Consider the following 24,289-nt stretch of genomic DNA (forward strand, 5'->3'; position numbering starts at 1 on the left):
TGGCGTTCCTTCAAATGTCAGGCTGTCGCCTTCCGGGCAACGCCTTTTCTTCGCCTACTGGGCATCGCCCGCATCGCCGCCGGCGTCGCCATTGTCGCCACCGGTGCTGCCGTCGGCAGGCTTGTCGGCGGCAGGGTTGTCGGCAGCAGGCTTGTCGGCATTGCCGTTTGCACCAGCGCCAGCCGCGGCCTTGGCCGCGTCATCGGCCTGCTTCTTCTGCAACGCACGATAACGAGCGACGTTCTCATTGTGTTCGTCGAGCGTCGCCGCAAAGACGTGACCGCCCGTGCCGTCGGCGACGAAATAGAGATCGTCAGTCTTCGATGGATTGGCCACGGCCTCAAGCGCTGCGCGGCCCGGATTGGCAATGGGCGTCGGCGGCAGGCCGTTGATCATATAGGTATTGTAAGGCGTCTGCTTCTGGATGTCCGACTGGTAGATCGGGCGGTCCGCGGGCTTTCCCTTGCCGCCGAACAAACCATAGATGATGGTCGGGTCGGATTGCAGCCGCATGCCCTTGGCCAGGCGGTTGAGGAAGACGGCGGCGACGCGCGAACGCTCGTCACCCTTGCCGGTTTCCTTCTCGACGATCGAGGCCAGCGTGACGAAGTCCTCGATGTTGGCCAGTGGCAGGTCCGGCGCGCGCCGCTGCCAGACCTCGTCGACCAGTTTCTTCTGGTCGGCCTCCAGCTTGTCGATCATCTGCTGGCGCGTCGCACCGCGCGTGAAGCGCAGCGTGTCGGTGGCAAGGCTGCCCTCGGGAGGCGTTGTCGCCGGCATGTCGCCGCTCAAGGCGGGTTCATCGGCGATACGCTGCAGAGCCTGCTCAACCGTCAGCCCTTCCGGAACGGTCAGCGAGTACATCACCGACTTGCCGCTTTTCAAAAGCTCCATGATGTCGCGCATGGATGCCCGGGGCTTGATCTCGTATTCGCCGGCCTTGAGCGCGGAATCGTTGCCGAAAGCACGCACGCCAAGGCGGAAGACGCGGGCGTCGCTGATCAGTCCACGGCGCTCGAGCTGGTCGGCGATGTCCTGGACGCCGGTGTTCGGCTTGACCAGGAAGGTGTCGCCATTGGCCGAGGGGCCGGGTTCAGTGAACTCCTGCTTGCCGAAGTAAAGCGCCGCGCCCGCGGCCAGAACCATCAGCATCACCAGGGAGATGACGAAGTTCATGAACACGACGACCTGGCTGCGCGAAGCGCGCGAGCGCTTCGGCGGCGGCGTTCCGGCTTCCGGCCGCAAGGCTTCGCTGGCTGTCTTCGGCACGATCGGTCCGGTATTGTTCGTCGGCCGTTGCCCGACTTCTCCATTGCCCGCCGGATTTGTGTTCATCTCGCCCTACCGTTTGATCTCTCAACGAATCCCCCGCGGCAGAGTAGGGGCGAATATGGCAAAATTGACGACATGCCGAGGCATCGCCCGGCAGCCGGACGATCAGCCATTGTAGCGCTGGAACACAAGCGAAGCGTTTGTGCCGCCGAAGCCGAAGGAATTGGAGAGCGCCACGTCGATCTGGCGGGAGCGAGGCTTGTTCGGCACCAGGTCGATCGCTGTTTCGCGCTCCGGCTTGTCGAGATTGATGGTCGCCGGCGCGACATTGTCCCTGATCGCAAGGATCGAAAAGATCGCTTCGGCAGCACCAGCCGCGCCCAGGAGATGGCCGATCGACGACTTGGTCGACGACATCGAAATCTTCGACGCGGCATTGCCGACAAGCCGCTCGACAGCGCCGAGTTCGATCGTATCGGCCATGGTCGAGGTGCCATGCGCGTTGATGTAGTCGACATCGGCGGGCGCAAGCCTGGCCCGGTTCAACGCCGCGGTCATGCAACGGAAAGCGCCATCGCCGTCCTCGGCCGGTGCGGTGATGTGATAGGCGTCGCCGGTAAGGCCGTAGCCGGTCACCTCGGCATAAATCTTGGCGCCCCGCGCCTTGGCGTGCTCGAGTTCCTCCAGCACCACAACACCGGCGCCCTCGCCCATGACGAAGCCGTCGCGGTCACGGTCATAGGGACGCGACGCCGTTTGCGGCGTGTCATTTCGCTCGGTCGACAGCGCCCGGCAGGCGGCGAAACCGGCGATCGACAGCCTTGTCACCGGCGCCTCGGCGCCGCCGGCGAGCATGACATCGGCATCGCCCCACATGATCAGGCGGGCCGCATCGCCAATGGCGTGCGCGCCGGTCGAGCAGGCCGTGACCACGGCATGGTTCGGGCCTTTCAGCCCGTGCCGGATCGAAACCTGGCCGGAGACGAGATTGATGATCTGGCCGGGGATGAAGAAGGGGCTGATGCGGCGCGGACCGCGCTCCTTGAGGATTATCGCGTTCTCGGCAATGCCCTCGATGCCGCCAATGCCAGAACCGATGAGCACGCCTGTGGCGCATTGTTCTTCGTGTGTCTTGGGCTCCCAGCCGGAATCCTTCAGCGCTTCGTCGGCGGCGGCAATCCCATACAGGATGAAGTCGCCGATCTTGCGCAATTCCTTCGGCTCGAGCACGGCCTCGGGATTGAAGGTGGCATTGCTGCCGTCACCACGCGGAATGACGTGGGCGATCTTGCAGGCAAGATCGTCCACCTCGAACTCGGTGATGCGCTTGGCCGCGCTGCGGCCGGTCAGAAGTTCCTTCCAGCTGTGCTCGAAGCCCATGCCGAATGGCGACAACAACCCAAGGCCCGTGACGACGACACGCCTCATCGCAGGTCCTCCCCGGTGATGACTGCGGAAAGCTTCAGGCCGACGCCTTGTCGATGTACTTCACGGCATCGCCGACGGTCAGGATGGTCTCGGCCGCGTCGTCGGGAATTTCCACGCCGAACTCTTCTTCGAACGCCATGACGAGTTCGACCGTGTCGAGGCTGTCAGCGCCCAGATCATCGATGAAGCTCGCCTGCTCCGTCACTTTGTCGGCATCGACGCCAAGGTGCTCGATGACGATCTTCTTGACGCGCTCTGCGGTGTCACTCATTTGGGGCATCCTCGTCTTTTGTTTGTCTGTCTTCGTTAGCGGGCAGAATGCCGCTAATCAAGCTGAAAGATGGTCCTGCCGGAAACGCAACGGCTACGAACCGGTTTTTGCCCGAACCGCCGGGTTGCGGGCCGCATTACACGAAAAATGGCTGAGGTCCAAGGTGAAATGGTCTCTTTTCACAGGCCCGCCATATCCGTCAAATCATGGCCATACCGCCATTGACATGGATGGTCTGGCCGGTGACGTAGCCGGCTTCGTTGGAGGCGAGGTAGGCGACGGCGGACGCCACTTCAGCACCCGTGCCCATGCGGCGGGTCGGAATCGCCGCCATGATCGCCTCCTTCTGCTTGTCGTTGAGCTTGTCGGTCATCGCCGATTCGATGAAGCCCGGGGCGACGCAGTTGACGGTGATGTTGCGGGTGGCGATCTCCTGCGCCAGCGATTTGGAGAAGCCGATCATGCCGGCCTTTGAGGCGCAATAATTGGCCTGGCCGGGATTGCCGGTCACGCCGACCACGGAGGTGATGTTGATGATGCGGCCATGGCGGCGGCGCATCATCGGATGGGTGAGTTCGCGGGTCAGCCGGAAAACGGCGGTCAGGTTGACCTCGAGCACGGAGTCCCAATCGGCGTCCGACATGCGCACGAACAGGCCGTCCTTGGTGATGCCGGCATTGTTGACCAGTATGTCGACGCCTTCGAGTTCGGCCTCCGCCTTCTGGCCGAGCGCCTTGACTTCATCGCGGTTCGACAGATTGGCCGGGAACAGCTTGACCCGATCGCCGAGTTCGCCCGCCAAAGTTTCCAGTTTCTCGATGCGGGTGCCGTGCAGGCCGACAATGGCGCCTTGCGCATGCAGCACGCGGGCAATCGCCTCGCCGATGCCTCCCGATGCGCCGGTGACGAGTGCCTTGCGGCCGGTCAGTTCGAACATTTTCGTCTCCTGATCTGAGAAAACACCCTTCACACGGGTGGGGTCAAATCGCCAGTGGATTATGCGAATGCGGCCAACGCGGCCTCGACATCGGCCGGCGTGCCGACGGCCGATGTCGCGATGTCGCGGTTGATGCGCCGTGCCAGGCCCGACAGCACCTTGCCGGCGCCGATCTCGTAAAGCGTCGTGACGCCGTTGGCGCCGAACCATTCGACCGTTTCGCGCCAGCGCACGCGGCCGGTGATCTGCTCGACCAGGCGCCGGGCGACCTCGTCGGGGTCGCTGGTCGGGGTCACCGTGACGTTGGACACTACTGGCACCGTCGGCGCATGCTTCGTCACACCGGCGAGCGCGTCGCGCATGACATTGGCCGCCGGCGCCATCAGCGCCGAATGGAAGGGGGCCGAGACCTGCAGCATCAGCGCCCGCTTGGCGCCCTTTTCGGTGCACAGTTTCGCCGCTAGCTCGACCGCGGCCTTGGCGCCGGAAATGACCAGCTGGCCGCCGCCATTGTCGTTGGCGATCTGGCAGACATGGCCGGAGCCTTGCGCGGCCTCGGTGCAAGCCGCTTCGACATCCGCCTGCTCAAGTCCGATGATGGCCGCCATGGCGCCTTCGCCGGCCGGTACCGCTGCCTGCATGGCGTTGCCGCGAATGCGCAGCAACCGGGCCGCATCGGCGACGGAAACGAAACCGGCGGCGGCAAGGGCCGAATATTCGCCCAGCGAATGGCCGGCGACATAGGCGACCTTCTCCTTCAGCGAGAAACCGTGCGCTTCCAGCGCCCTGATCGCCGCCAGCGAAACCGCCATCAGCGCCGGCTGCGCGTTGGCGGTCAGCGTCAAGGTCTCTTCCGGACCTTCCCAGATCAGCTTCGACAGGTTTTCGCCGAGCGCGTCATCGACTTCCTGGAAAACCCTGCGTGCCTCGGGAAAGGTGTCGGCGAGATCCTTGCCCATGCCGACAGCCTGGCTGCCTTGTCCCGGAAAGGTGAATGCGACGGCCATGCGTGGGCTCCCGAAGACTGGTTTTACTTGCCGATAACACGAATTTTCCCTGCCTGTGGCGCAAGGCGGGCCGCCAAGTCAAGCCCGGTTCAACCCGGCCCCAGTTGCGAACCGTAGGCCGAGTGCCTGTTCCGAAAGGGCTTTTTGGCGATCACACCTGATGAAAACCGCTCACGAATCGTTCGCTGGCTCTTCTTATTTCCGCCACAGGCGCTAGCTTTGCGTGACAATTATATGACAATCGCGTGACTTGGGTTGTCGCCGGGTGGGAAGTTAAAGTGGCAAAGAGTTCAAAACGCGCCAGCAAAGCTGCGCCTCAATTCCTGGAAGACGATCCGTCCACCGGCTATCTGCCCGGCCGGAGATGGCCGGTCGTCCGTTACGGGCTGATAAGCCTCGCGATCTCCGCCATCCTGGTGTTCGCGATCGAATTGATCGTGCGCGGTGACGTTGCCGGCACCGTTTCCTTCTTCCTGCAGCCGCTCAAGCCGGGCTGGACCACCATCGTCGTGTTCGCGCTGATCCTCATCGGTCTCGACGCCGTTCTGGGACGCAGCCATCAGAGCCTGATGATCGTCGCGCCCTTGACGCTGGCGCTGGCCTTTGTCGGCCATCAGAAATCGCATTATCTCGGCGATCCGCTCTACCCGACTGACTTTCTCTACGCTCGCCAGATCTTCGCGCTGCTGCCGCTTCTGGTACGTGACCGGCCGATGACCGCGCTCGCCATGGTCGTCGGCATCATCGCCGGCCTGTCGCTGCTCGTCTATGGCTGGCGGCTGTGGCGCCGCAAGGTTCCAGCGCTCAGCCACAAGGGCCGCCTTGCCCGGCTGACGCTGGCGGTGCCGATGCTCGCCTTCTTCGTCTCGATCATGGACTATGCCACCTTCTCCTGGACCAGGGATCGGCTGCAGATCATCCCGATCATGTGGGACCAGAAGGAAAACTATGCCTCCAACGGCTTTGCGCTCGCCTTCGCGCTCAACGTGCCGATGGCGCATGTCTCGGCGCCGCCGGGCTACACGGACAAGGCGATCGCGGCGATCGACCGCTCGGATGTGACCGTCTCGGTGCCGGCCGAGAAGCCCGACATCATCATCGTCATGAGTGAATCCTTCTGGGATCCGACGAAGCTGCCCGGCGTCAGCATCACGCCCGACCCGATCCCCAATGTGCGGGCGCTGCGCTCGGGCTCGATGTTCTCGCCCGAATTCGGCGGCATGACCGCCAACATCGAGTTCGAGGCGCTGACCGGCTTTTCCAACGCATTCCTGCCAGCCGGCAGCATCCCCTATCAGCAATATGTGCGCACGCCGACGCCTTCGCTCGCAACCTTCCTGAAGAGCCAGGGCTACCGGGCGCGCGCCATCCATCCCGGCACCAACTGGTTCTGGAACCGTGGCGCGGTCTATGCCGATTTCGGCTTCAACGATTTCAAATCCGAAGAGACGCTGCCGCCCATGGAAAAGCGCGGGCCGCTGGCATCCGACGCGGCGATGACCGATGAGATCATCAGCGAGGCCGACGCCAGCGACGACCCGGTGTTCTTCTTTGCCGTCAGCCTGCAAAACCACGGTCCCTACGAGCCGAACCGCTATTACAATCCGACACACGTAGTGCAGGCACCGATCAGCCAGTGGGCGCGCGAGTCGCTGCTCAGCTACGCCGAGGGCTCAGCCGACGCCGACCGCGGCCTTGAACGCCTTGTCGAATGGGCGAAGAAACGCTCCCGCCCCACCGTGATCGCCTTCTTCGGCGACCATCTGCCGCCGCTGGGACCGGTCTATGTCGAAACCGGCTTCCTGAAGGACAATGTCGCGCCGCGCAAGGAACCGACGCCGGAAGCCGCCCTTGAACATCATCAGACGCCGCTGATCATCTGGTCGAACCGCTCCGGTCCGGTCGAGAACCTGGGTGCGGTCAGCCCCGCGTTCCTGCCCTATCATATCCTGACCGCTGCCGGCATCAGCCATCCTTACTACACCGGCTTCCTGGGCGAGATGCGGGAGCGCTACCGCGTCGTCGACCGCAACCTGCTTCTGACCCCGGCCGGCGAGGCCACGCCCGACTGGTCGCGCCAGAAGGAGATCGACCCGGCGATCCGCGATTTCCGGCTCATCCAGTACGACATGATGTTCGGCAAGCGCCACGCGGCGCCCGCCTTCTTCCCCGAGACGGTCGACAAGGTCGTCGTCCACACGAGTTGATCAGCCGACCCATCGGATTCAGCCTGGACCTGGCGGGGCGAACACTCAATTCGTCAGTTGCAGCCTTGAGAACTTGTTGGCGATCTGTTGGAAAACGTCCGGCAGCTTGGCCGGGTCGTTGACGGCATAGTAGCCGCTCGGGTCGGATGCACAGGCACTGTAAAGCGCGCGGTTGGCGGCGGTGTCGGATTGCAGCACCATGGTGTAGATTTGCACGTCCTCGTCCTTCAGTTGCGTGCAAACGCTTTTGGTCCAGCCGTCGACATTGCGCGCCGCGGCGGTCTGATCGTCCGATCCGAAACGGCCACCCGCCAGATAGCCATAGGATGTGTAGTCGGACTTTGTCGGCTGTTCGCTGGCGCCATAGACAACGTTCTCGCCGTCGGTGAGCAACAGCACGATCTTGCTGATGCCGCGCGTCTTCCACGGCGCTCCATCGGTGTAGGGCGCGGCGGGCGACAGCACCCGCATGCCCCACGACAGGCCTTCGGAGACATGGGTGCCCGAACCGTTCCACTCGGTCATCTCGCTTGCTGCCTTGCGCAGCTTGTCGAAATCGTCGGTCAGGGGGACGATGGGTGTCGGGCAAGCGCGGTTCGGGCCGACGGTGATGGGGGAACCCGTCTCGGTGATGAGCTCGTTGGTCGGCACAACATATTTAGCCACCTTTTCCTTGGCAGCCTTGTCGGCCGGTGGCACAGGGTCGGCCAGACTGCTGAGATCGATACCGAGGCGGTTGCCTTTCAGCTTGGCGACCTTGGTGTTGTCGCTGGCGTCGTCGAGATAGGAATTGTTGTAATATTTGGCCGCATTGCCATAGGAGCTAGACGGCTTTTGGGCACCTTCCGGATCGTCCGGCGCAAAATACGGAACGAACAGCGTGTCGGGCTTGTCCGGGTCGGGTGGGGTATCGGAAATGTTATAAGCGCCCGGCCGCGCCTCGACACAGCCCTTCCATCCGGTGCCGTTCCATCCGGCCGCGGTCCATCCGGTGTCCTTGAGCTGCTTGAAAAGCGCCATATGATTGGGACGCTTGCCGTCGATGACGGGGAAATTGACGCCATTGGTGGAAGACTTGCCGTCCATGTCGATCCAAGACGGGTCGAATTCATCGCCATTGACGTTGACGGCCGTGACGAACGGAACCAGGGAGGCGCGAATCTGGCGCGTCGGCGATTTCGTCGCCTCGAGTGTGTCCAGCAGGGACTTCGTCGCCGTTCTCAACGCCGTCATGCGGGCACCGGCCATCGAGCCGGTATTGTCCAGCACCAGCACGACTTCGAGCTGATTGTTCGATTCGACCGCCGAGGCATCGACGGCGATGTGTCTGTTCCGGCCGAACAGGAAGCCGAAGTTCAAATTGACGTCGGCCGACGCAGCCGCCTTGGTCTTGATGAAGTTGACGCCCCTGTCGACGGTCAGCGTCGCCTGCGCGTTGGCGAGTTCGCCATGCCCGGCGATGTTGGCCTGAAAATAGCGGTCGAAGGCATCGGTGCGGGTAATGTCGAGGTCGCCGAGATGCGAGGAGGCAAGATTGGCGGCGTCGAGCGCATTCTGCAGGTTGCTCTTGGCTCGCATGACGGTGGACACGTCGACCGCGAAGGCCACGGCCGACAGGATGGCCGGCAGGCCGAGCCCCATCAGCAGTGCGAAATTGCCGCTCTTCGAGCGCCAGAATCTGTTGAGAAGCATCCTTACCCCCGGAAATGCTTGCCGCTTGTTCTGCGCGGATCGCCCGGGCTTTTGCGCCTTCCATGATGAATCGACCGTTGACGGCGAGGCTCAACCCTGCACAACCTGACACTGTGGTTAAGGGCCGGTTGCCGGAATCACCAGGCCATTCCGGCGCTGCCGCCTGATTTTCCGGCGCCCTGCGACATCGGGACCGCCGCTTGCCCTTGCCTTATCAGTGGATTGCTGTATAGACGCCGCCAATCTGCCGGTCCCAGCTGGGGGCTGAACGGAGGGCCGGAGGTTTTATCAAAGCCTTCGTGTGAAGCCAGAAGTGCTTCCGCCTCCCGTGTCTCCGCTCTCGACCGTCTCGTCATGCTCCTTTCTTCCCCGCCCCTTTAACCGGGACAGGCGGGTCAGAGAAGTTGCAGAGGCTTTTGCCGCCGGGAACCGGGAGAGAAACGAAGAAAGGCACGAAGACATAATGGCTCTTTACGAACATGTGTTTCTTGCCCGGCAGGACCTCTCGCAGCAGCAGGTCGATGCGCTTGTCGAACAGTACAAGGGCGTCATCTCCGCGAATGGCGGGTCCGTCGGCCGGGTCGAGAACTGGGGACTGAAGTCCCTCACCTACCGGGTCAACAAGAACCGGAAGGCCTACTACACGCTCATGGACCTGAACTGCCCGCCGGCAGCGCTCAACGAAATGGAGCGCCAGATGGGTCTGTCCGAGGACGTCCTGCGTTTCCTGACCATCAAGGTCGAGGCACATGAGGAAGGTCCGTCGGCCATGATGCAGAAGCGCGAAGAGCGCTCCGAGCGCGGCAGCTTCGGCGACCGCGACCGTGGCGATCGTGGCCCGCGTTCGTTCGGCGACCGTGATCGCGGCGACCGTGGCGATCGTCCGCCGCGTTCGTTTGGCGACGCCGGTGGCGATCGTGGTCCGCGCCGTCCGCGCGAAGGCTTTGAAGGGGGTGCAGAATAATGGTCGACATCAACCAGATCCCGACCCGGCGCCCGTTCCATCGTCGCCGCAAGACCTGCCCGTTCTCCGGCGCCAACGCGCCCAAGATCGACTACAAGGACGTGCGTCTGCTGCAGCGCTACATTTCCGAGCGCGGCAAGATCGTGCCGTCGCGCATCACCGCCGTCAGCCAGAAGAAGCAGCGTGAGCTCGCCAAGGCGATCAAGCGCGCCCGCTTCCTCGGCCTGCTGCCCTACGTGGTCCGCTAATTCTTCCGAACGGGCGGTTCGCCGCCCGTTCCTTTCGCCGGCCATGACGGGCATGATCGGTTCAGCCATCAAATCCCGAGTTGAGGTCAAGGCCTCTAACTGCCGCGACAGGCAGGACAGCGACACCGGCGCTCAAGGCGCTCAAGCTTCCTGACCTGTTCCAGAGAATTCGGCGCCTGCCTTCATGGAGGGACGCCCAAACAAAAGGAACAAAACCATGGAAGTCATTCTTCTCGAACGCGTTTCCCGCCTCGGCCAGATGGGCGATACCGTCAAGGTCAAGGACGGCTTTGCCCGTAATTTCCTGCTGCCGCAGGGCAAGGCGCTGCGCGCCAACGAAGCCAACAAGAAGAAGTTCGAAGGCCAGCGCGCTCAGCTCGAAGCCCGCAATCTCGAGCGCAAGTCGGAAGCCAGCCAGGTTGCCGAAAAGCTCGACGGCAAGAGCTTCATCGCCGTTCGCTCCGCCGGTGAAACCGGCCAGCTCTACGGCTCGGTGTCGACGCGCGACATCGCCGAGCTGCTGACGGCGGAAGGTTTTTCGGTCAACCGCAACCAGATCCTGCTCAACCAGCCGATCAAGACCATCGGTCTCACCAATGTGGCGATCGCGCTGCATCCGGAAGTCGAAGTCACCGTCACGCTCAACATCGCCCGCACGGCCGACGAAGCCGAGCGCCAGGCCAAGGGCGAGACGCTGACCACCGCCGAAGCCATCTATGGCGACGACATCAACGACAATGCACGGCCGGAAAACTTCTTCGATCCGAATGCCGAGTTCGACGGCGGCGAAGACAACGCCTGATCGCGTACGGCAAGCGAGGGAGCAGCGCTCCGATCACTTTGTCGTAATCCAGCCGTTCTGGACCAATGCCCGGGCCTCTCGCCCGGGCATTTTTGTGCCAAAAGGAACTTTTCGAACCCCCATATATTGTTGCAGAATTAAGGCAGCCAGTCTGACCGTGAGGGGACACTTGGTTATGAACATTCTGCTGAAGCGCGTTCTCGACCGCCTGGTGCGCACGGGCAATCTCAAGGTAACCGGGCCAAAGGGCTCGACAGTCATCTTCGGCGACGGCAGCGGCGAGCCGGTGCACATGCATATCAAGACCCGGCATGCCGAACGCGCCATCACCTTCGATCCGATGCTGGCGGTGCCCGAATCCTACATGGAGGGCGAACTCGACATCCTCGAAGGCGGCGTGCTGGGGCTGATGCGCATCGCCTTCCAGAACATGGGCAGCGGCGGCATCGACGCGACCTGGTCGAAAGCCATCGAAGGCTTGCGCCACGCCTTCCGCCGCCTGCAGCAGATCAACACCGCCTCGCGTTCGCGCCGCAACGTGCAGCGCCACTACGATCTGTCGGGCGATCTCTACCGGCTCTTCCTCGATGAGGACATGCAGTATTCCTGTGCCTATTTCGAACAGCCTGACATGACGCTGGAAGAGGCGCAGGCCGCCAAGAAGCGCCATATCGCCGCCAAGCTCAGGCTGAAGGCCGGCCAGACCGTGCTCGACATCGGCTCCGGCTGGGGCGGGCTCGGCCTCTATCTGGCCAAGGCGTTCGACGTCGACGTCCAGGGCGTGACGCTGTCGACCGAACAGCATGGCGTAGCCACCGACCGGGCGCATGCGCAAGGCCTGGAAAGCCACGTCCATTTCGAGCTGAAGGATTATCGCGAACTCAACGAACGCTTCGACCGCATCGTTTCGGTCGGCATGTTCGAACATGTCGGCGTCAACCACTTCCGCACCTTCTTCGACAAGGCGGCAACGCTGCTGAAGCCCGATGGCGTCATGCTGCTGCACACGATCGGCCGGTCGGGTGTTCCGTGGGCGACCAGCGCCTTCGTCCGCAAATACATCTTCCCCGGCGGCTATATCCCCGCGCTCTCGGAGGTCATGCCGGCGATCGAGAAGTCGGGCCTTGTCGTCACCGACATCGAAATCCTGCGCCTCCACTATGCCGACACGCTGAAGCACTGGGGCCAGCGCTTCGCCGCCAACCGCGACAAGGCCAAGGCCATCTACGACGAACGCTTCTGCCGCATGTGGGAATTCTATCTGGCCGCTTCGGAAGCCGCCTTCCGCTGGCAGGACCTGGTCATCTTCCAGTTCCAGATCGCCAAGAAGAACGACACGCTGCCGATGACCCGCGACTACATGGCCAAATGCGAAAAGGCCTTGGAGATGCGTGACTTGGGCCGCCGCGAGGCGGCTCCCGTCGAGAAGCCAGTCAAGCCCGCCCGCCGCCGCAAGGTTGCGGAGTAGGCACGCCGTTCGCCATTGGCGCTTGCCATTCCCGGCCCCTGCCCTGAAAAAGGCCTTGTGATCGTCGCGAGGCCTTTTTCATGACTTACCTCCTCTATGCCGCCGCGGCGCTCGCCGAGATAGCCGGCTGCTTTTCGGTATGGGCCTGGTGGCGGCTGGAAAGATCGCCCTTGTGGCTGGCGCCAGGCTTCGTCTCGCTGCTTTTGTTCGCCTGGCTTCTGGCGCTGGTCGACACCAATGCCGCAGGCCGCGCCTATGCCGCTTATGGCGGCATCTACATCGCTGCCTCGCTTGCCTGGCTGTGGCTGGTGGAAGGCGTGCGGCCCGACCGCTGGGATGTTGCTGGCGCCGCACTCTGCATAGCCGGCGCGTCGCTCATCGTGCTCGCACCGCGAGGAGCATAGCGTTGGAACTGCCGGCCCCTCTTCGACAAGCCGTCGATCGCATCCTGGAAAAAATCCCTCTACCTGAGCTGAAGCAAGCGGCGAAAACCCTGTCGGACCGCTACCGTGCGGAACTGCGCGACGGCCGCCTGCACATGGCGCAGGACATGGCGGTCAAAGCTTATCTGGCGACGCGGCTGCCGGCGACCTATGCCGCGATCCGCGCCAGTCTCGGCGCACTGAACGCGACCCGGCCGGACTTCGAGCCGAAAACCCTGCTCGATGCCGGCGCCGGCCCTGGTACGGTGCTTTGGGCCACCAACGATCTCTGGCCCGACCTCGAACAGGCGGTCTTGCTGGAGGCGAGTGCGGCCGTGCGCAAGGTCGGCGAGACGCTTGCCGCCGATGCCATCACAACCCGAACCGTCTGGCGTGCCGGCGACGTCACAACGGACCTTGCCGACCTTCGGCCGGCGGACCTCGTGACCTGCGCCTATGTGCTGGACGAGATCGTGCCGGCATCGTTGCCCAAAATGGTCGACCGGCTGTGGCAGTTGACGACAGACACATTGCTGATCGTCGAGCCGGGCACGCCGGCGGGCTGGCAGCGCATTCTGGCGGTGCGCGCGCAGTTGATCGCCGCCGGGGCACATCTGCTGGCGCCTTGTCCGCACGAGGCGCCCTGCCCGCTTACCCCGCCCGACTGGTGCCACTTTTCCCGTCGCGTCGCCCGCTCGCGCCTGCACCGGCTGGCCAAGGACGCCGATGTACCGTGGGAAGACGAGAAATTCATCTTTGTCGCCGCGTCGCGCCAGCCGGCCGCCTCGCACGCCGCGCGGATCATCGCACCGCCGAAATCCGGTTCGGGCAAGGTTCTGCTCAAGCTTTGCCAGGAAGACGGCACGACCACCGAGCAACTGTTCACCAAGCGTGACGGCGCGGACTTCAAGCTGGCCCGGCGGCTGGACTGGGGCGACAGGCTGGCGTCCGAATAGAGCGCCACGGCATTCAGACAACGCCGCCCAAGAAAAATTTCGCAGCCATGTCGAATCCAGGTTGGGCCGTTCGACCATTGGCGGTCTCGGAGCTTCCGGGAAGCCAAAGCGTCAAGCAGCATTACCCAACAGGAGAAAGACAGTGAACTATATCGCAGGATTTGTCGCCGCCGTGCCCGCCGCCAGCAAGGAAACCTATCGCAGGCATGTCACCGAGGCGCTATCGGTGCTGAAGGAATTCGGCACGACCCGGTTTACGACGTGCTGAGGCGCGTCGCCCCCTCTCCGGTGGTCACGCTGAACCGTGCCGCCGCCCCTTGGCATGCGCGACGGGCCGCAAGCCGGTCTGGCGGCGATCGAAGATCGTGATGGCACAAGGCAGCCTCGATGGCTACCATCTGGCACATGCGGCGCGGGCCGATATGCAGCGGCGGCTTGGCCTGACAGAGGCAGCGAGAGCCTCCTATCGACAGGCTCTCGAACTCGCCCGCCAGCCGGCCGAACAGCGATTCATCATGTCGCGACTTGGGCGGCTCCAGTCCGGCGATTCCGGTTGGACAAGCATCGGAATTTTCTTGTTTTGTTCTTTCCGCGCCGGTATCTTCGACACTCGATTCGTCAATCGAATTTCGTACCCTGCGCGCACAAATTTTTTCGACGCTGTGAATCGTGTGCACAAGCGGGATAAGTCAAAGTTTGTTTATGCCTCATCAATCGCCTCTGCTAGCGACTGATCGGGTTTGAAATCGGGGATATCATGGCAGAGGCAGCGCGGAAATTCGGCGTGGCGGAGCAACCGCTCTATCGCGAGGCACCGAACAATATCGAGGCCGAGCAGGCGCTGCTCGGCGCGATCCTCGTCAACAACGATGCCTTCTACCGCGTCTCCGACTTCCTGAAGCCGGGCCATTTCTACGAACCCCTGCATCGCAGGATCTTCGAGATCGCGGCCGAGCTCATCCGCATGGGCAAGGTGGCGACGCCGATCACCTTGAAGACCTTTCTGCCGGCCGACGAGAAGGTCGGCGACATGACGGTGGCACAATATATCGTGCGTCTGGCGGTCGAAGCCGTCACCGTCGTCAACGCCACTGACTATGGCCGCGCCATCTACGACCTTGCCACGCGCCGCGCGCTGATCACCGTCGGCGAGGACATGGTCAACATCGCCTATGATGCGCCGGTCGACATGTCGCCTTCCGAGCAGATCGAGGACGCCGAACGCCGCCTGTTCGAACTGGCCGAAACCGGCCGCTACGATGGCGGCTTCGAGAGCTTCACCGACGCGGTCAAGACCGCCGTCGACATGGCCAATGCCGCCTATATGCGCGACGGCCATCTGTCGGGTCTTGCCACCGGCATGCGCGATCTCGATCGCCGCATGGGCGGTCTGCAATCGTCCGATTTGATCGTGCTTGCCGGACGCCCGGGCATGGGCAAGACGTCGCTCGCCACCAACATCGCCTTCAACATCGCCGAGGCCTATGTGCCGGCGCAGCAGGCGGACGGATCGTTCAAGGCGGCCAATGGCGGCGTGGTCGGCTTCTTTTCGCTCGAAATGTCGTCCGAACAGCTGGCGACCCGTATCATTTCCGAGCAGACTGAAATCTCGTCGTCAAAGATCCGTCGCGGCGAAATCAGCGAAATGGACTTCGAAAAGCTGGTCGCCTGTTCGCAGACCATGCAGAAGATCCCGCTTTTCATCGACCAGACCGGTGGTATTTCCATTGCGCAGCTGTCTGCCCGCGCGCGTCGCCTGAAGCGCCAGCGCGGCCTCGACCTGATCGTCATCGACTATATCCAGCTGATGCAGGGTTCATCCGCCAGGGCCTCGCAGAACCGCGTGCAGGAAATCACCGAGATCACCACGGGCCTGAAGGCGCTGGCAAAGGAACTGGCCGTGCCAATCATCGCGCTGTCGCAGCTGTCGCGTCAGGTCGAAAGCCGCGAAGACAAACGCCCGCAGCTCTCCGACTTGCGTGAATCCGGTTCGATCGAGCAGGACGCGGACGTCGTGATGTTCGTCTACCGCGAGGAGTATTACCTCAAGAACCGCGAGCCGAAGCTTGGCACCGAGGAATACGTCAAGTGGGAAAACGAGATGAACGAGATGCGCGGCAAGGCCGAGGTGATCGTCGCCAAGCAGCGCCACGGCCCGACAGGCTCGGTGACGCTCGCCTTCCACGGCGAATTCACCCGCTTCTCCGATCTTGCGGAAGAGCATCATATTGCGGAGAGGTTTGAGTGACCTTTTGAGACAGGCCTCGACCCTTCAAGCACCTTTGTGCGCGTATCCGACGGCAGGCCACACCTGATGGCCAAATCGCGCGTCCAGTTCATCTGCCAGAATTGCGGATCGGTGCATCAGCGCTGGGCCGGCAAATGCGATGCCTGCGGCGAATGGAACACGCTGGTCGAGGAAGGAACCTCCGGCGGCATCGGCTCGGGGCCCGCCAATACGCGCAATGCCCGCAAGGGCCGCGCGGTGGTGCTGACCACCCTTTCCGGCGACATCGAGGACGCGCCGCGCATCATCTCCGGTATTGGCGAGTTGGATCGTGCCACCGGCGGCGGCTTCGTGCGCGGCTCCGCACTTCTGGTCGGCGGCGATCCCGGCATCGGCAAGTCGACGCTGCTCACCCAGGCTGCCGCTGCGCTGGCGTCGCGAGGCCACCGCATCGTCTATGTCTCGGGCGAAGAAGCCGTCGCTCAGATCAGGCTGAGGGCGCAGCGGCTCGGCGTCGCCGACACGCCGGTGGAACTGGCCGCCGAGACCAATGTCGAGGACATCCTTGCCACGATCGCCGACGGCAAGCGGCCGGACCTGGTCATTCTCGATTCGATCCAGACGCTGTGGACCGACCTTGCCGATTCGGCGCCGGGCACGGTTACCCAGGTGCGCGCCGCCGCCCAGGCGATGATCCGTTATGCGAAATCCACGGGTGCCGCGATCGTGCTGGTCGGCCATGTCACCAAGGAAGGCCAGATCGCCGGCCCGCGCGTGGTCGAGCACATGGTCGACGGTGTGCTCTATTTCGAGGGCGAAGGCGGCCACCATTACCGCATCCTGCGCACGGTGAAGAACCGCTTCGGGCCGACCGACGAGATCGGCGTCTTCGAAATGTCGGACAAGGGTCTGCGCGAAGTCTCCAACCCGTCGGAGCTGTTTCTCGGCGAGCGGCATGCCAAATCGCCGGGTGCCGCCGTTTTCGCCGGCATGGAAGGCACAAGGCCGGTTCTGGTCGAGATCCAGGCGCTGGTGGCACAATCCTCGCTGGGCACGCCGCGCCGGGCAGTAGTCGGCTGGGACGGTGCGCGACTGTCGATGGTGCTGGCGGTGCTGGAGGCGCATTGCGGCGTTCGCTTCGGCCAGCACGACGTCTATCTCAACGTCGCCGGCGGCTACCGCATCAGCGAGCCGGCGGCCGATCTGGCGGTCGCCGCCGCACTGGTTTCCTCGCTCACCGGTCTTGCCCTTCCCGCCGATTGCGTCTATTTCGGCGAAATCAGCCTGTCGGGTGCCGTGAGGCCGGTTGCGCATGCGCAGCAGCGCCTCAAGGAAGCCGAAAAGCTGGGTTTTGGTAGCGCGGTTCTGCCCTTGGGCAGCGAGGAACTTGCCGGAGGGATCGGGGCCGGTGCTTTCCAGCCCACCGAGCTTGCCGACCTCGTCGCGCGCATAGCCGGCTCACGTCGAAGCCGCGTGGACGAAGAAGAATGACACGGCTCGCCGAGCCGTGAAAAAGAGATCGGAGCGGGGCGAAAGACATGCCGATTACGCTGCTTGACGGAATCCTGGTCGGCTTCACCCTGGTCTCGGCGATGCTCGCCATGGTTCGCGGCTTTTCCCGCGAAGTCCTATCGGTCGTCTCGTGGGCGGCGGCAGCGGCGGCGGCTTTCTTCTTCTACAAGCCGGTCCTGCCCTATCTGAAGCCCTACATCGAGAATGAGAAGATCGCCATGGCGGCCTCCGCCGGCGTCGTCTTCATCGTCGCGCTGATCGTCGTGTCCGTCATCACCATGAAGCTCGCCGACTGGATCATCGATTCGCGCATCGGCGCACTCGACCGCACGCTCGGTTTCCTCTACGGCGCCGCGCGCGGCATCCTGGTCGTCGCGGTGGCGCTTTTGTTCTTCAACTGGCTGGCCGGCGCCAAGGCCCCGGCCTGGGTGACCGACGCCAAATCACGGCCATTGCTGGAATCGATCGGCGCCAAGATCGAGAACCTGCTGCCCGCCGACACCGAAAACGCAATCCTCAAGAAGCTCAGCCCGAAAGCGGGTGGCGAGACTCCGGCCGCCCCGGATGCGCCAGCGGCGGATGTGCCGGCACCAGGTGACGATGCAAATGCGCCGGCCCCGGACGACAATGACGCTGGTCCCGCGGACAACGCAGCCAAGCCAGCACCGGCAGCACCGGCAAACTGACCCCCGAAAGGGCGCCTGAACAGACGATGGTGTGAACGACTGCACGGCGCGCGTTGCTTTCGACGCGAACCCGCATTATATGGCGATTTTAGCGGAGCTTAAGATGGCAGACGCAGACGACGTGCTTTCCGCCGAGGCCGACGACCATTTCCATGACGAATGCGGTGTGTTCGGCATCTTCGGCCGGCAGGACGCAGCGGCAATCGTCACTCTCGGCCTGCATGCGCTGCAGCATCGGGGCCAGGAAGCGGCAGGCATCGTTTCCTATGACGGCAGCCAGTTCCATGTCGAACGCCATGTCGGCCTGATCGGCGACACTTTCACGAAACAGCGCGTCATCGACAGCCTGCAAGGTAACCGCGCCATCGGCCATACGCGCTACGCCACGACAGGCGGCGCCGGCATGCGCAACATCCAACCCTTCTTCGCCGAGTTGGCCGATGGCGGCTTCGCTGTCGCCCACAATGGCAATTTGACCAACGCCATGACGGTGCAGCGCGCGCTGCAGAAGCAGGGCGCGATCTTCTCCTCGACCTCCGACACCGAGACGCTTCTGCATCTGGTTGCGACCAGCAAGGAACGCGACCTCAACTCGCGCTTCATCGACGCCGTACGGCAGGTCGAAGGCGCCTTCTCGCTGGTGGCGATGACGGCCAAGAAGATGATCGGCTGCCGCGATCCGCTCGGCATCCGCCCGCTGGTGCTGGGCGACCTCGACGGCGCCTGGATCCTCGCTTCCGAGACCTGCGCGCTCGACATTATCGGCGCGCGTTTCGTGCGCGACCTGAAACCCGGCGAGATGGTCGTCGTCACCTCCAAGGGCATTGAAAGCCTGTTCCCGTTCGAGCCGCAGAAGACCCGCTTCTGCATCTTCGAATACGTCTATTTCGCCCGGCCGGATTCTTCGGTCGAAGGCCGCAACGTCTACGAGGTGCGCAAGCGCATCGGCGCCGAGCTGGCACAGGAAAACCCGGTCGAGGCCGACATCGTCGTGCCGGTGCCGGATTCCGGCACGCCGGCGGCGATCGGCTTCAGCCAGGCGGCCGGTATTCCGTTCGAGCTCGGCATCATCCGCAACCACTATGTCGGCCGTACCTTCATCCAGCCCGGTGATTCGATCCGCCACATGGGCGTCAAGCTGAAGCACAACGCCAACCGCCGCATGATCGAGGGCAAGCGCGTGGTGCTGGTCGACGATTCGATCGTGCGCGGCACCACCAGCCAGAAGATCGTGCAGATGGTGCGCGACGCCGGCGCCCGGGAAGTGCATATGCGCATCGCTTCGCCGCCGACCAGCGCATCCTGCTTCTACGGCGTCGACACGCCGGAGAAATCGAAGCTCCTGGCTTCGCGCATGTCGGTGGAAGAGATGGCCGAATTCATCCGTGTCGATTCGCTCGGCTTCCTCTCCATCAACGGCCTCTACCGCGCCGTCGGCGAGGCCAGCCGCAACGATGAGCAACCGCAGTTCTGCGACGCCTGCTTCACCGGCCAGTATCCGACCCGCCTGCTCGACTTCGAAGGCCACGACAATGTGCGCACGCTGTCGCTGCTGGCGAACAGTGGGGCGTAGGCCAGACCTTACGGAAATTCTCGCATGACCCTCAACCTTACCGGCCGCGTCGCGGTCGTCACCGGCGCCTCGCGCGGCATCGGCTATTTCATCGCCAGGGAACTGGCCGCCGCCGGTGCGCATGTCATCGCGGTTGCGCGCACGGTCGGTGGGCTGGAGGAACTCGACGACCAGATCAAGGCGGCCGGCGGCCAGGCGACGCTGGTCCCGCTCGACCTCGCCGACATGGCCGGCATCGACCGGCTGGGCGGCGCCATCCATGAGCGCTGGGGCAAGCTCGACATCCTCGTCGCCAATGCCGGCGTGCTCGGCGTCATCTCGCCGATCGGCCATGTCGAGGCCAAGACCTTCGAAAAGGTGATGACCATCAACGTCACCTCGACCTGGCGGCTGATACGCTCGGTCGACCCGCTGCTCAGGCTTTCCGATGCCGGCCGGGCCATCATCCTGTCGTCCAACGCGGCGCATTCGGCGCGCGCCTTCTGGGCGCCCTACGCGGCATCGAAGGCGGCGGTCGAGACCATGATGCGCTCCTGGGCGCATGAGACGCAAAGCCTGCCGCTGCGCGTCAATGCCGCCGACCCGGGCGCCACGCGCACCGCCATGCGGGCCCAGGCCGTGCCCGGCGAGGATCCGGAGACGCTGCCGCATCCTTCAGAGATCGCCAAGCGCATCGTGCCGTTGGCCAGCCCGGAGCTGAAAGAGACCGGGCTGATCTTCCAGGCCAAGCACAACCGCTTCGTCGCTTACAGGCAGCCCGAATAAATTCACACCTTGGTTTGACGGCTCCCGGATCGCTTGGTGGCCTATGTCAGGGATTAAAAGACCCTCCGGCTACGTTCTTCGAACGTAGGACATTCGAAACCGGAGGATCGATATGCGCAGACTTCTTCTCGTTGCCGCTACTGCCTTTGTGGCCGCTCTCGGCGCGACATCAGGTGTGGCCGTCTCGCAAGATGCCAAGATGAGTTTCTTCATCACCAGTGTCGGCTCCGGCAAGGGCGCCGATCTCAGCGGCCTGAAGGGTGCCGACGCGCATTGTGCTTCGCTGGCCGAAGCCGCCGGCGTCATCGGCAAGAGCTGGCATGCCTATCTGTCGACCAGCGCCGAGGATGCCCGCGACCGCATCGGCAAGGGTCCTTGGTTCAACGCCGAGGGCGTCAAGATCGCCGACGATGTCGCTTCGTTGCACAGCGACGCCAACGGCATCACCAAACAGACGGCGCTCAACGAAAGGGGCGAAGTGGTCAATGGCCGCGGCGACACGCCGAACCGGCATGACATGCTGACCGGGTCGAAGCCCGACGGCACCAGGATCGCCGACCAGACCTGCGGCGACTGGACGATGAGCGGCGCCGAAGGGGCGGCGATGATGGGTCACCACGACCGCACCGGGCTCGACGATTCGGCGGCGGCAAAGTCGTGGAATTCCTCGCATGCCTCACGCGGCGGCTGCAGCCAGGAGGCCCTGAAGGGTACTGGCGGCGACGGGTTGTTTTACTGCTTTGCAACCAACTGAGCAGCGTAGGTCGCAAACCCTACTCAGAGATCCGCCACATCATCACGCGGCTGTGATCTGAGGGGGAAAAGCTGCGCGGCGGTCATCCTTTCGTCATTTCCCCGGAGTTGTTAGGATCGTAGCGACTCCCACAACAGCGAGAGCCCAAACTGGGCAGAACAAGGAAACTCCCATGGCTACCACCGCAGCATTGGTCTGGTATCTGGTAATCGCCGGCCCACAGGGCGGCATGGTGGTGCTGCCCAGTACCTTCGACAAGCGCGAACAGTGCACCGCCGCCATCACCGAATATCAGAAGCAGCCGACACCGGCGGGCTGGTCGGTGCAGTGCGTGCCGAGCGCCTCGCCCTTCACCGACGAGGGCGATGCCGAGGAACCGGCCGCGCAGTAGGGATTTGATGCAATAGGGCCCGCGGCCGCTTGCCGCGGGCCTTCTGATTTCAGCGCCGGGCACTCACTGTCAATTCCGGCTTCTGGCTGATGGTCTGGAACACCACGCAATAGCGCTCGGTCAGCTTCAGCAGTGCATCGATGCGCTCCTGCGGTTCATCCGTGTCGAGAGCGAAATTGAGCCGGATGGCACGAAAACCGACCGGCGCGTCCTTGGCGACACCGAGCGTGCCGCGAAAATCGAGATCGCCTTCGGCTTCCACCGTGGCGGCGCCGAGCTTGAACTCGAGCGCCGTCGCCACTGCCTTCAACGTCACCCCGGCGCAGGCCACCAGTGCTTCCAGCAGCATGTCGCCGGAGCAGAGTTCGAGCCCCGAGCCGCCGGTTGCCGGATGCAGGCCGGCGATGGCGATCGCCCTGCCCGTCTCGACCTTGCAGGCCACCGACTGATCGTCGATCGAGCCCTTCGCTCTCAGCGTGATCAGTGCCTGCGAGGCGTCGTCGCGGTAAGCCTGCTTCAGCGGCGCCTGCATGGCCTTGAGTGCGGTTGCATCCATTTTCGTTGCCTCTTTCGCTTTGCGGCCAGCGAGCAGCATGGCTTCGTCAGATATCAGATATAAGTGCCGATCGCGTCCTGGAAGCAAGCAATCCCTGCCCCAATGCAAGCTCAGGGCTGGCGTAGCGCTGTGTCGGCTTTCACCCGTATAGCTGGGAGCCGAGGCCTGATTTCGCAGAGTTCCTCAAGCTATTCCTGTCGCTTCCCGCACCTTTGGTCCGCGCCTTATGGCCGATGTCGCCATTCTCGAAACACGCGAAAGGGTTCTCGCCGGAATCCTGCTGACCGGTGCTGCCTATCTCCTATTTTCGACGCAGGACGCCTCGATCAAGCTGCTGGTTACCGGAATGACGGTCTGGCAGATCATGTTCTTCCGCAGCATCACCATTCTAGGCGCCTGCGCGGCGATCGGCGGGCCACAGCTGTTTGCCGACACGGTGCGCTCGCAGATCGTGCGGCCGATGCTGGTGCGCAGCGCGTTCACGCTAGCCGCCTGGCTCTGTTACTACAACGCCGCGCGCAGCCTGCAACTCGCCGAGCTGACCACCGTCTACTACGCAGCGCCGATCATCGTCACCGTGTTTTCGGTGTTCCTGCTCGGGGAAAAGGTGCCGATGTCGCGCTGGCTGGCGGTTTTGATCGGTTTTGCCGGCGTTTTCGTCGCTTGCGACCCGACCCATCTCGGCCTGTCCGTGCCGGTGCTGCTGGTGCTGGCGGCCGCCCTATTGTGGGCCATCGCCATCGTGCTCCTGCGCAAGACCGCGCTTGCCGAGCGCTCTATGATCCAGCTTCTCCTCAACAATTTCTATTTCTTGGTGTTTTCGACGGTGCCGGCGCTGTTGTGGTGGCATACGCCTGATCTGGCCCAGTTGCTGCTTCTCGCCAGCGTCGGCGCGCTTGGCGGTCTGGCGCAATATCTCCTCTTCGAAGGCATGAAGCGCACGCCGGCATCGATCCTCGCGCCTCTCGAATATAGTTCGCTGTTATGGGCGTTCGCGCTCGGCTTCGCGATCTGGGGCGACGTGCCGCGCCGCGAAGTGTTTCTGGGTGCCTCCCTGATCATCGCCGCCGGGCTGCTGATCGTCGGCGGCGAGCATTTCCGCAAGCGGCTGTGATGGGGATGACACTCACTGCTGACCCTACGATGTCAGGACCGGACGGGGTAGGTTGTCGGCATGACTGACGTCGCAGCTGCCAAACCCGAAGCCTCCGAACGTACACTTGGCATCATATTGGTGTCGTCATCTGCCGCGGTGTTCGGCCTGACCGGCGTCTTGACCAAGTCGATCCACGCCGATCCGCTGACCATCACCTGCTGGCGCGGCTTTGTCGGCTCGATTCTGATCAGCCTCTATGTGCTGTGGCGCCGTCACCGCTCGGGCAACCGCGGCACGCTGCGGCTTGGCTGGCGCGGCTGGCTGCTGGCAGTGGAAGGAGCGCTGGCCAGTATCGCCTTCATCTCGGCGTTCAAATTCACCTATGTCGCCAATGTCGCGGTCATCTATGCGACGTCGCCCTTCATTGCTGCCCTGCTGGCCTGGGTGCTGGTGCGCGAGCCTTTCCGCCTGCAAACGATGCTTGCGGCCGCCGTATCGTTGTGCGGCGTGGCCATCATGGTCTGGTCGGGCTTCGGCACCGGCAATCTGTTCGGCGATGGCCTGGCGCTGCTGATGACGGCCGGCAGCGCGCTCTACATGATCATGGTGCGCGCCTTCCGTGACACGCCCGTTGTGTGGGCCGGCGCGGTTTCAGCCTTCCTGCTGTTCATATTCGGCTGGTTCGTCACCGATCCCCTGGCGGTTTCGGCAAGGGACGCCGTTCTGCTCGTCACCTTCGGAGCATCCTTCGCATTGTCGTCGATCCTCTGGACGGAAGGCGCACGGCTCATCCCGGCGCCCGAATCCGGCTTGCTCGGCTCGGCGGAAGTGCCGTTCGCGATCCTGTTTGCCTTTCTTTTCCTGGCCGAGATACCGCCTCTCGCCAGTATGGTCGGTGGCGCCATCGTGCTCTGCGCGGTGTTCGCCCATGCAGGCCGCGACTGGCTGACAGCCCGCTCGCAGCAGGCTGCGTCAAATATTTCTTAAAAAAGTGACGCAGTCACGGAACCATCATCGGACTCAGACATTATTGGTGCGACGGGCCACCCCCCGAG

Annotated in this window: 26 protein-coding genes; 19 read left to right on the forward strand and 7 right to left on the reverse strand. The window is 63.4% G+C overall.

What is annotated here, in order from left to right; translation table 11 throughout:
• Positions 1 to 54: 54 nt before the first annotated feature.
• Positions 55 to 1,176 (reverse strand): endolytic transglycosylase MltG, encoded by a 1,122-nt coding sequence (gene mltG / locus CK226_RS10705; RefSeq protein ID WP_245437720.1) that lies wholly within the window; start codon positions 1,174 to 1,176, stop codon positions 55 to 57.
• On the opposite strand from mltG, the gene CK226_RS35495 reads away from it, so the two are divergent.
• A complete protein-coding gene (locus CK226_RS35495; protein WP_245437721.1) occupies positions 1,175 to 1,450 on the forward strand; it encodes a hypothetical protein in 276 nt (91 codons plus the stop codon). The genes mltG and CK226_RS35495 overlap by 2 nt on opposite strands.
• Here CK226_RS35495 and fabF read toward each other — a convergent pair.
• The 4 genes from fabF to fabD all read right to left on the reverse strand — a co-directional run bounded on the left by fabF (position 1,438) and on the right by fabD (position 4,915).
• Positions 1,438 to 2,700 carry a beta-ketoacyl-ACP synthase II gene (fabF, locus tag CK226_RS10710; RefSeq protein WP_095770675.1) on the reverse strand — a complete coding sequence of 421 codons (1,263 nt, stop codon included), beginning with the start codon at positions 2,698 to 2,700 and terminating at the stop codon, positions 1,438 to 1,440. The genes CK226_RS35495 and fabF overlap by 13 nt on opposite strands.
• Before the next feature lie 34 nt (positions 2,701 to 2,734).
• Positions 2,735 to 2,971, reverse strand: a complete 237-nt coding sequence (locus tag CK226_RS10715; RefSeq protein ID WP_006203723.1) for an acyl carrier protein — start codon at positions 2,969 to 2,971, stop codon at positions 2,735 to 2,737.
• Between the two features lie 199 nt (positions 2,972 to 3,170).
• Positions 3,171 to 3,908 (reverse strand): 3-oxoacyl-[acyl-carrier-protein] reductase, encoded by a 738-nt coding sequence (gene fabG / locus CK226_RS10720; protein WP_095770676.1) that lies wholly within the window; start codon positions 3,906 to 3,908, stop codon positions 3,171 to 3,173.
• Between the two features lie 59 nt (positions 3,909 to 3,967).
• The gene (gene fabD, locus CK226_RS10725) at positions 3,968 to 4,915 is read right to left on the reverse strand and encodes an ACP S-malonyltransferase (protein ID WP_095791818.1); all 948 of its coding nucleotides are present in this window, start codon (positions 4,913 to 4,915) and stop codon (positions 3,968 to 3,970) included.
• Between the two features lie 278 nt (positions 4,916 to 5,193).
• On the opposite strand from fabD, the gene CK226_RS10730 reads away from it, so the two are divergent.
• Positions 5,194 to 7,122, forward strand: coding sequence for an LTA synthase family protein (locus CK226_RS10730; RefSeq protein WP_245437722.1), 1,929 nt, complete (start codon positions 5,194 to 5,196; stop codon positions 7,120 to 7,122).
• A 45-nt stretch (positions 7,123 to 7,167) separates the two neighbouring features.
• Here CK226_RS10730 and CK226_RS10735 read toward each other — a convergent pair whose 3' ends face one another.
• Positions 7,168 to 8,814 (reverse strand): pilus assembly protein, encoded by a 1,647-nt coding sequence (locus CK226_RS10735; protein WP_095791820.1) that lies wholly within the window; start codon positions 8,812 to 8,814, stop codon positions 7,168 to 7,170.
• 463 nt (positions 8,815 to 9,277) lie between these two features.
• On the opposite strand from CK226_RS10735, the gene rpsF reads away from it, so the two are divergent.
• The 15 genes from rpsF (at position 9,278) to CK226_RS10810 (ending at position 21,582) form a co-directional block, all read left to right on the forward strand.
• Positions 9,278 to 9,778, forward strand: coding sequence for a 30S ribosomal protein S6 (rpsF, locus tag CK226_RS10740; RefSeq protein ID WP_010915168.1), 501 nt, complete (start codon positions 9,278 to 9,280; stop codon positions 9,776 to 9,778).
• A complete protein-coding gene (gene rpsR / locus CK226_RS10745) occupies positions 9,778 to 10,026 on the forward strand; it encodes a 30S ribosomal protein S18 (protein ID WP_006203718.1) in 249 nt (82 codons plus the stop codon). Before rpsF ends, rpsR begins: the two co-directional genes overlap by 1 nt.
• A 217-nt stretch (positions 10,027 to 10,243) precedes the next feature.
• Complete coding sequence (gene rplI, locus CK226_RS10750; RefSeq protein WP_010915167.1) at positions 10,244 to 10,828, forward strand: 50S ribosomal protein L9; 585 nt, start codon at positions 10,244 to 10,246, stop codon at positions 10,826 to 10,828.
• Positions 10,829 to 11,003: 175 nt separating this feature from the next.
• Positions 11,004 to 12,296 (forward strand): cyclopropane-fatty-acyl-phospholipid synthase family protein, encoded by a 1,293-nt coding sequence (locus CK226_RS10755; protein ID WP_095770680.1) that lies wholly within the window; start codon positions 11,004 to 11,006, stop codon positions 12,294 to 12,296.
• An 80-nt stretch (positions 12,297 to 12,376) separates the two neighbouring features.
• A complete protein-coding gene (locus CK226_RS10760) occupies positions 12,377 to 12,700 on the forward strand; it encodes a YnfA family protein (protein WP_095770681.1) in 324 nt (107 codons plus the stop codon).
• Between the two features lie 2 nt (positions 12,701 to 12,702).
• On the forward strand, positions 12,703 to 13,674 hold the full coding sequence (locus tag CK226_RS10765) for a small ribosomal subunit Rsm22 family protein (protein ID WP_095791821.1): 972 nt from the start codon (positions 12,703 to 12,705) through the stop codon (positions 13,672 to 13,674).
• Positions 13,675 to 13,816: 142 nt separating this feature from the next.
• Positions 13,817 to 13,942, forward strand: coding sequence for a DUF1428 family protein (locus CK226_RS10770; RefSeq protein WP_245437723.1), 126 nt, complete (start codon positions 13,817 to 13,819; stop codon positions 13,940 to 13,942).
• A gap of 100 nt (positions 13,943 to 14,042) precedes the next feature.
• Positions 14,043 to 14,408, forward strand: a complete 366-nt coding sequence (locus CK226_RS35500; protein WP_245318000.1) for a hypothetical protein — start codon at positions 14,043 to 14,045, stop codon at positions 14,406 to 14,408.
• 23 nt (positions 14,409 to 14,431) lie between these two features.
• Positions 14,432 to 15,922: a replicative DNA helicase gene (locus tag CK226_RS10780; protein WP_019857258.1), complete on the forward strand. Its 1,491-nt coding sequence runs from the start codon at positions 14,432 to 14,434 to the stop codon at positions 15,920 to 15,922.
• A 66-nt stretch (positions 15,923 to 15,988) separates the two neighbouring features.
• Positions 15,989 to 17,392 (forward strand): DNA repair protein RadA, encoded by a 1,404-nt coding sequence (gene radA, locus CK226_RS10785; RefSeq protein ID WP_095770683.1) that lies wholly within the window; start codon positions 15,989 to 15,991, stop codon positions 17,390 to 17,392.
• A gap of 47 nt (positions 17,393 to 17,439) precedes the next feature.
• Positions 17,440 to 18,099 (forward strand): CvpA family protein, encoded by a 660-nt coding sequence (locus CK226_RS10790; RefSeq protein ID WP_095770684.1) that lies wholly within the window; start codon positions 17,440 to 17,442, stop codon positions 18,097 to 18,099.
• Between the two features lie 103 nt (positions 18,100 to 18,202).
• Positions 18,203 to 19,672: an amidophosphoribosyltransferase gene (purF, locus tag CK226_RS10795; protein ID WP_019857255.1), complete on the forward strand. Its 1,470-nt coding sequence runs from the start codon at positions 18,203 to 18,205 to the stop codon at positions 19,670 to 19,672.
• A gap of 24 nt (positions 19,673 to 19,696) precedes the next feature.
• Positions 19,697 to 20,437 (forward strand): SDR family NAD(P)-dependent oxidoreductase, encoded by a 741-nt coding sequence (locus CK226_RS10800; protein WP_027045348.1) that lies wholly within the window; start codon positions 19,697 to 19,699, stop codon positions 20,435 to 20,437.
• Between the two features lie 112 nt (positions 20,438 to 20,549).
• Entirely contained in the window at positions 20,550 to 21,191 is a 642-nt protein-coding gene (locus CK226_RS10805; protein ID WP_095791822.1) for a hypothetical protein, read from the forward strand.
• A gap of 172 nt (positions 21,192 to 21,363) precedes the next feature.
• On the forward strand, positions 21,364 to 21,582 hold the full coding sequence (locus tag CK226_RS10810; protein WP_015318519.1) for a hypothetical protein: 219 nt from the start codon (positions 21,364 to 21,366) through the stop codon (positions 21,580 to 21,582).
• 49 nt (positions 21,583 to 21,631) lie between these two features.
• Here CK226_RS10810 and CK226_RS10815 read toward each other — a convergent pair whose 3' ends face one another.
• Positions 21,632 to 22,138 (reverse strand): OsmC family protein, encoded by a 507-nt coding sequence (locus CK226_RS10815; protein WP_095770931.1) that lies wholly within the window; start codon positions 22,136 to 22,138, stop codon positions 21,632 to 21,634.
• A 226-nt stretch (positions 22,139 to 22,364) separates the two neighbouring features.
• Between CK226_RS10815 and CK226_RS10820 the strand changes: the two genes are divergently transcribed.
• Together CK226_RS10820 and CK226_RS10825 are read left to right on the forward strand one after the other, a co-directional pair.
• A complete protein-coding gene (locus CK226_RS10820) occupies positions 22,365 to 23,252 on the forward strand; it encodes a DMT family transporter (RefSeq protein WP_095770686.1) in 888 nt (295 codons plus the stop codon).
• A 60-nt stretch (positions 23,253 to 23,312) separates the two neighbouring features.
• Positions 23,313 to 24,221 (forward strand): DMT family transporter, encoded by a 909-nt coding sequence (locus CK226_RS10825; RefSeq protein ID WP_095770687.1) that lies wholly within the window; start codon positions 23,313 to 23,315, stop codon positions 24,219 to 24,221.
• Positions 24,222 to 24,289 lie beyond the last annotated feature (68 nt).

Origin of the sequence: Mesorhizobium sp. WSM4311, assembly GCF_002295115.1 — a bacterium.
GTDB lineage: Bacteria > Pseudomonadota > Alphaproteobacteria > Rhizobiales > Rhizobiaceae > Mesorhizobium.

What these genes read in the sequence shown, in the direction of transcription:
- CK226_RS35495 (WP_245437721.1), top strand. Translation starts at nt 1,175, where the DNA reads ATGAACACGACGACCTGGCTGCGCGAAGCGCGCGAGCGCTTCGGCGGC.
- mltG (WP_245437720.1), bottom strand. Translation starts at nt 1,176, where the DNA reads ATGAACTTCGTCATCTCCCTGGTGATGCTGATGGTTCTGGCCGCGGGC.
- fabF (WP_095770675.1), bottom strand. Translation starts at nt 2,700, where the DNA reads ATGAGGCGTGTCGTCGTCACGGGCCTTGGGTTGTTGTCGCCATTCGGC.
- CK226_RS10715 (WP_006203723.1), bottom strand. Translation starts at nt 2,971, where the DNA reads ATGAGTGACACCGCAGAGCGCGTCAAGAAGATCGTCATCGAGCACCTT.
- fabG (WP_095770676.1), bottom strand. Translation starts at nt 3,908, where the DNA reads ATGTTCGAACTGACCGGCCGCAAGGCACTCGTCACCGGCGCATCGGGA.
- fabD (WP_095791818.1), bottom strand. Translation starts at nt 4,915, where the DNA reads ATGGCCGTCGCATTCACCTTTCCGGGACAAGGCAGCCAGGCTGTCGGC.
- CK226_RS10735 (WP_095791820.1), bottom strand. Translation starts at nt 8,814, where the DNA reads ATGCTTCTCAACAGATTCTGGCGCTCGAAGAGCGGCAATTTCGCACTG.
- rpsF (WP_010915168.1), top strand. Translation starts at nt 9,278, where the DNA reads ATGGCTCTTTACGAACATGTGTTTCTTGCCCGGCAGGACCTCTCGCAG.
- rpsR (WP_006203718.1), top strand. Translation starts at nt 9,778, where the DNA reads ATGGTCGACATCAACCAGATCCCGACCCGGCGCCCGTTCCATCGTCGC.
- rplI (WP_010915167.1), top strand. Translation starts at nt 10,244, where the DNA reads ATGGAAGTCATTCTTCTCGAACGCGTTTCCCGCCTCGGCCAGATGGGC.
- CK226_RS10755 (WP_095770680.1), top strand. Translation starts at nt 11,004, where the DNA reads ATGAACATTCTGCTGAAGCGCGTTCTCGACCGCCTGGTGCGCACGGGC.
- CK226_RS10760 (WP_095770681.1), top strand. Translation starts at nt 12,377, where the DNA reads ATGACTTACCTCCTCTATGCCGCCGCGGCGCTCGCCGAGATAGCCGGC.
- CK226_RS35500 (WP_245318000.1), top strand. Translation starts at nt 14,043, where the DNA reads ATGGCACAAGGCAGCCTCGATGGCTACCATCTGGCACATGCGGCGCGG.
- CK226_RS10780 (WP_019857258.1), top strand. Translation starts at nt 14,432, where the DNA reads ATGGCAGAGGCAGCGCGGAAATTCGGCGTGGCGGAGCAACCGCTCTAT.
- radA (WP_095770683.1), top strand. Translation starts at nt 15,989, where the DNA reads ATGGCCAAATCGCGCGTCCAGTTCATCTGCCAGAATTGCGGATCGGTG.
- CK226_RS10790 (WP_095770684.1), top strand. Translation starts at nt 17,440, where the DNA reads ATGCCGATTACGCTGCTTGACGGAATCCTGGTCGGCTTCACCCTGGTC.
- purF (WP_019857255.1), top strand. Translation starts at nt 18,203, where the DNA reads ATGGCAGACGCAGACGACGTGCTTTCCGCCGAGGCCGACGACCATTTC.
- CK226_RS10800 (WP_027045348.1), top strand. Translation starts at nt 19,697, where the DNA reads ATGACCCTCAACCTTACCGGCCGCGTCGCGGTCGTCACCGGCGCCTCG.
- CK226_RS10805 (WP_095791822.1), top strand. Translation starts at nt 20,550, where the DNA reads ATGCGCAGACTTCTTCTCGTTGCCGCTACTGCCTTTGTGGCCGCTCTC.
- CK226_RS10810 (WP_015318519.1), top strand. Translation starts at nt 21,364, where the DNA reads ATGGCTACCACCGCAGCATTGGTCTGGTATCTGGTAATCGCCGGCCCA.
- CK226_RS10815 (WP_095770931.1), bottom strand. Translation starts at nt 22,138, where the DNA reads ATGGATGCAACCGCACTCAAGGCCATGCAGGCGCCGCTGAAGCAGGCT.
- CK226_RS10820 (WP_095770686.1), top strand. Translation starts at nt 22,365, where the DNA reads ATGGCCGATGTCGCCATTCTCGAAACACGCGAAAGGGTTCTCGCCGGA.
- CK226_RS10825 (WP_095770687.1), top strand. Translation starts at nt 23,313, where the DNA reads ATGACTGACGTCGCAGCTGCCAAACCCGAAGCCTCCGAACGTACACTT.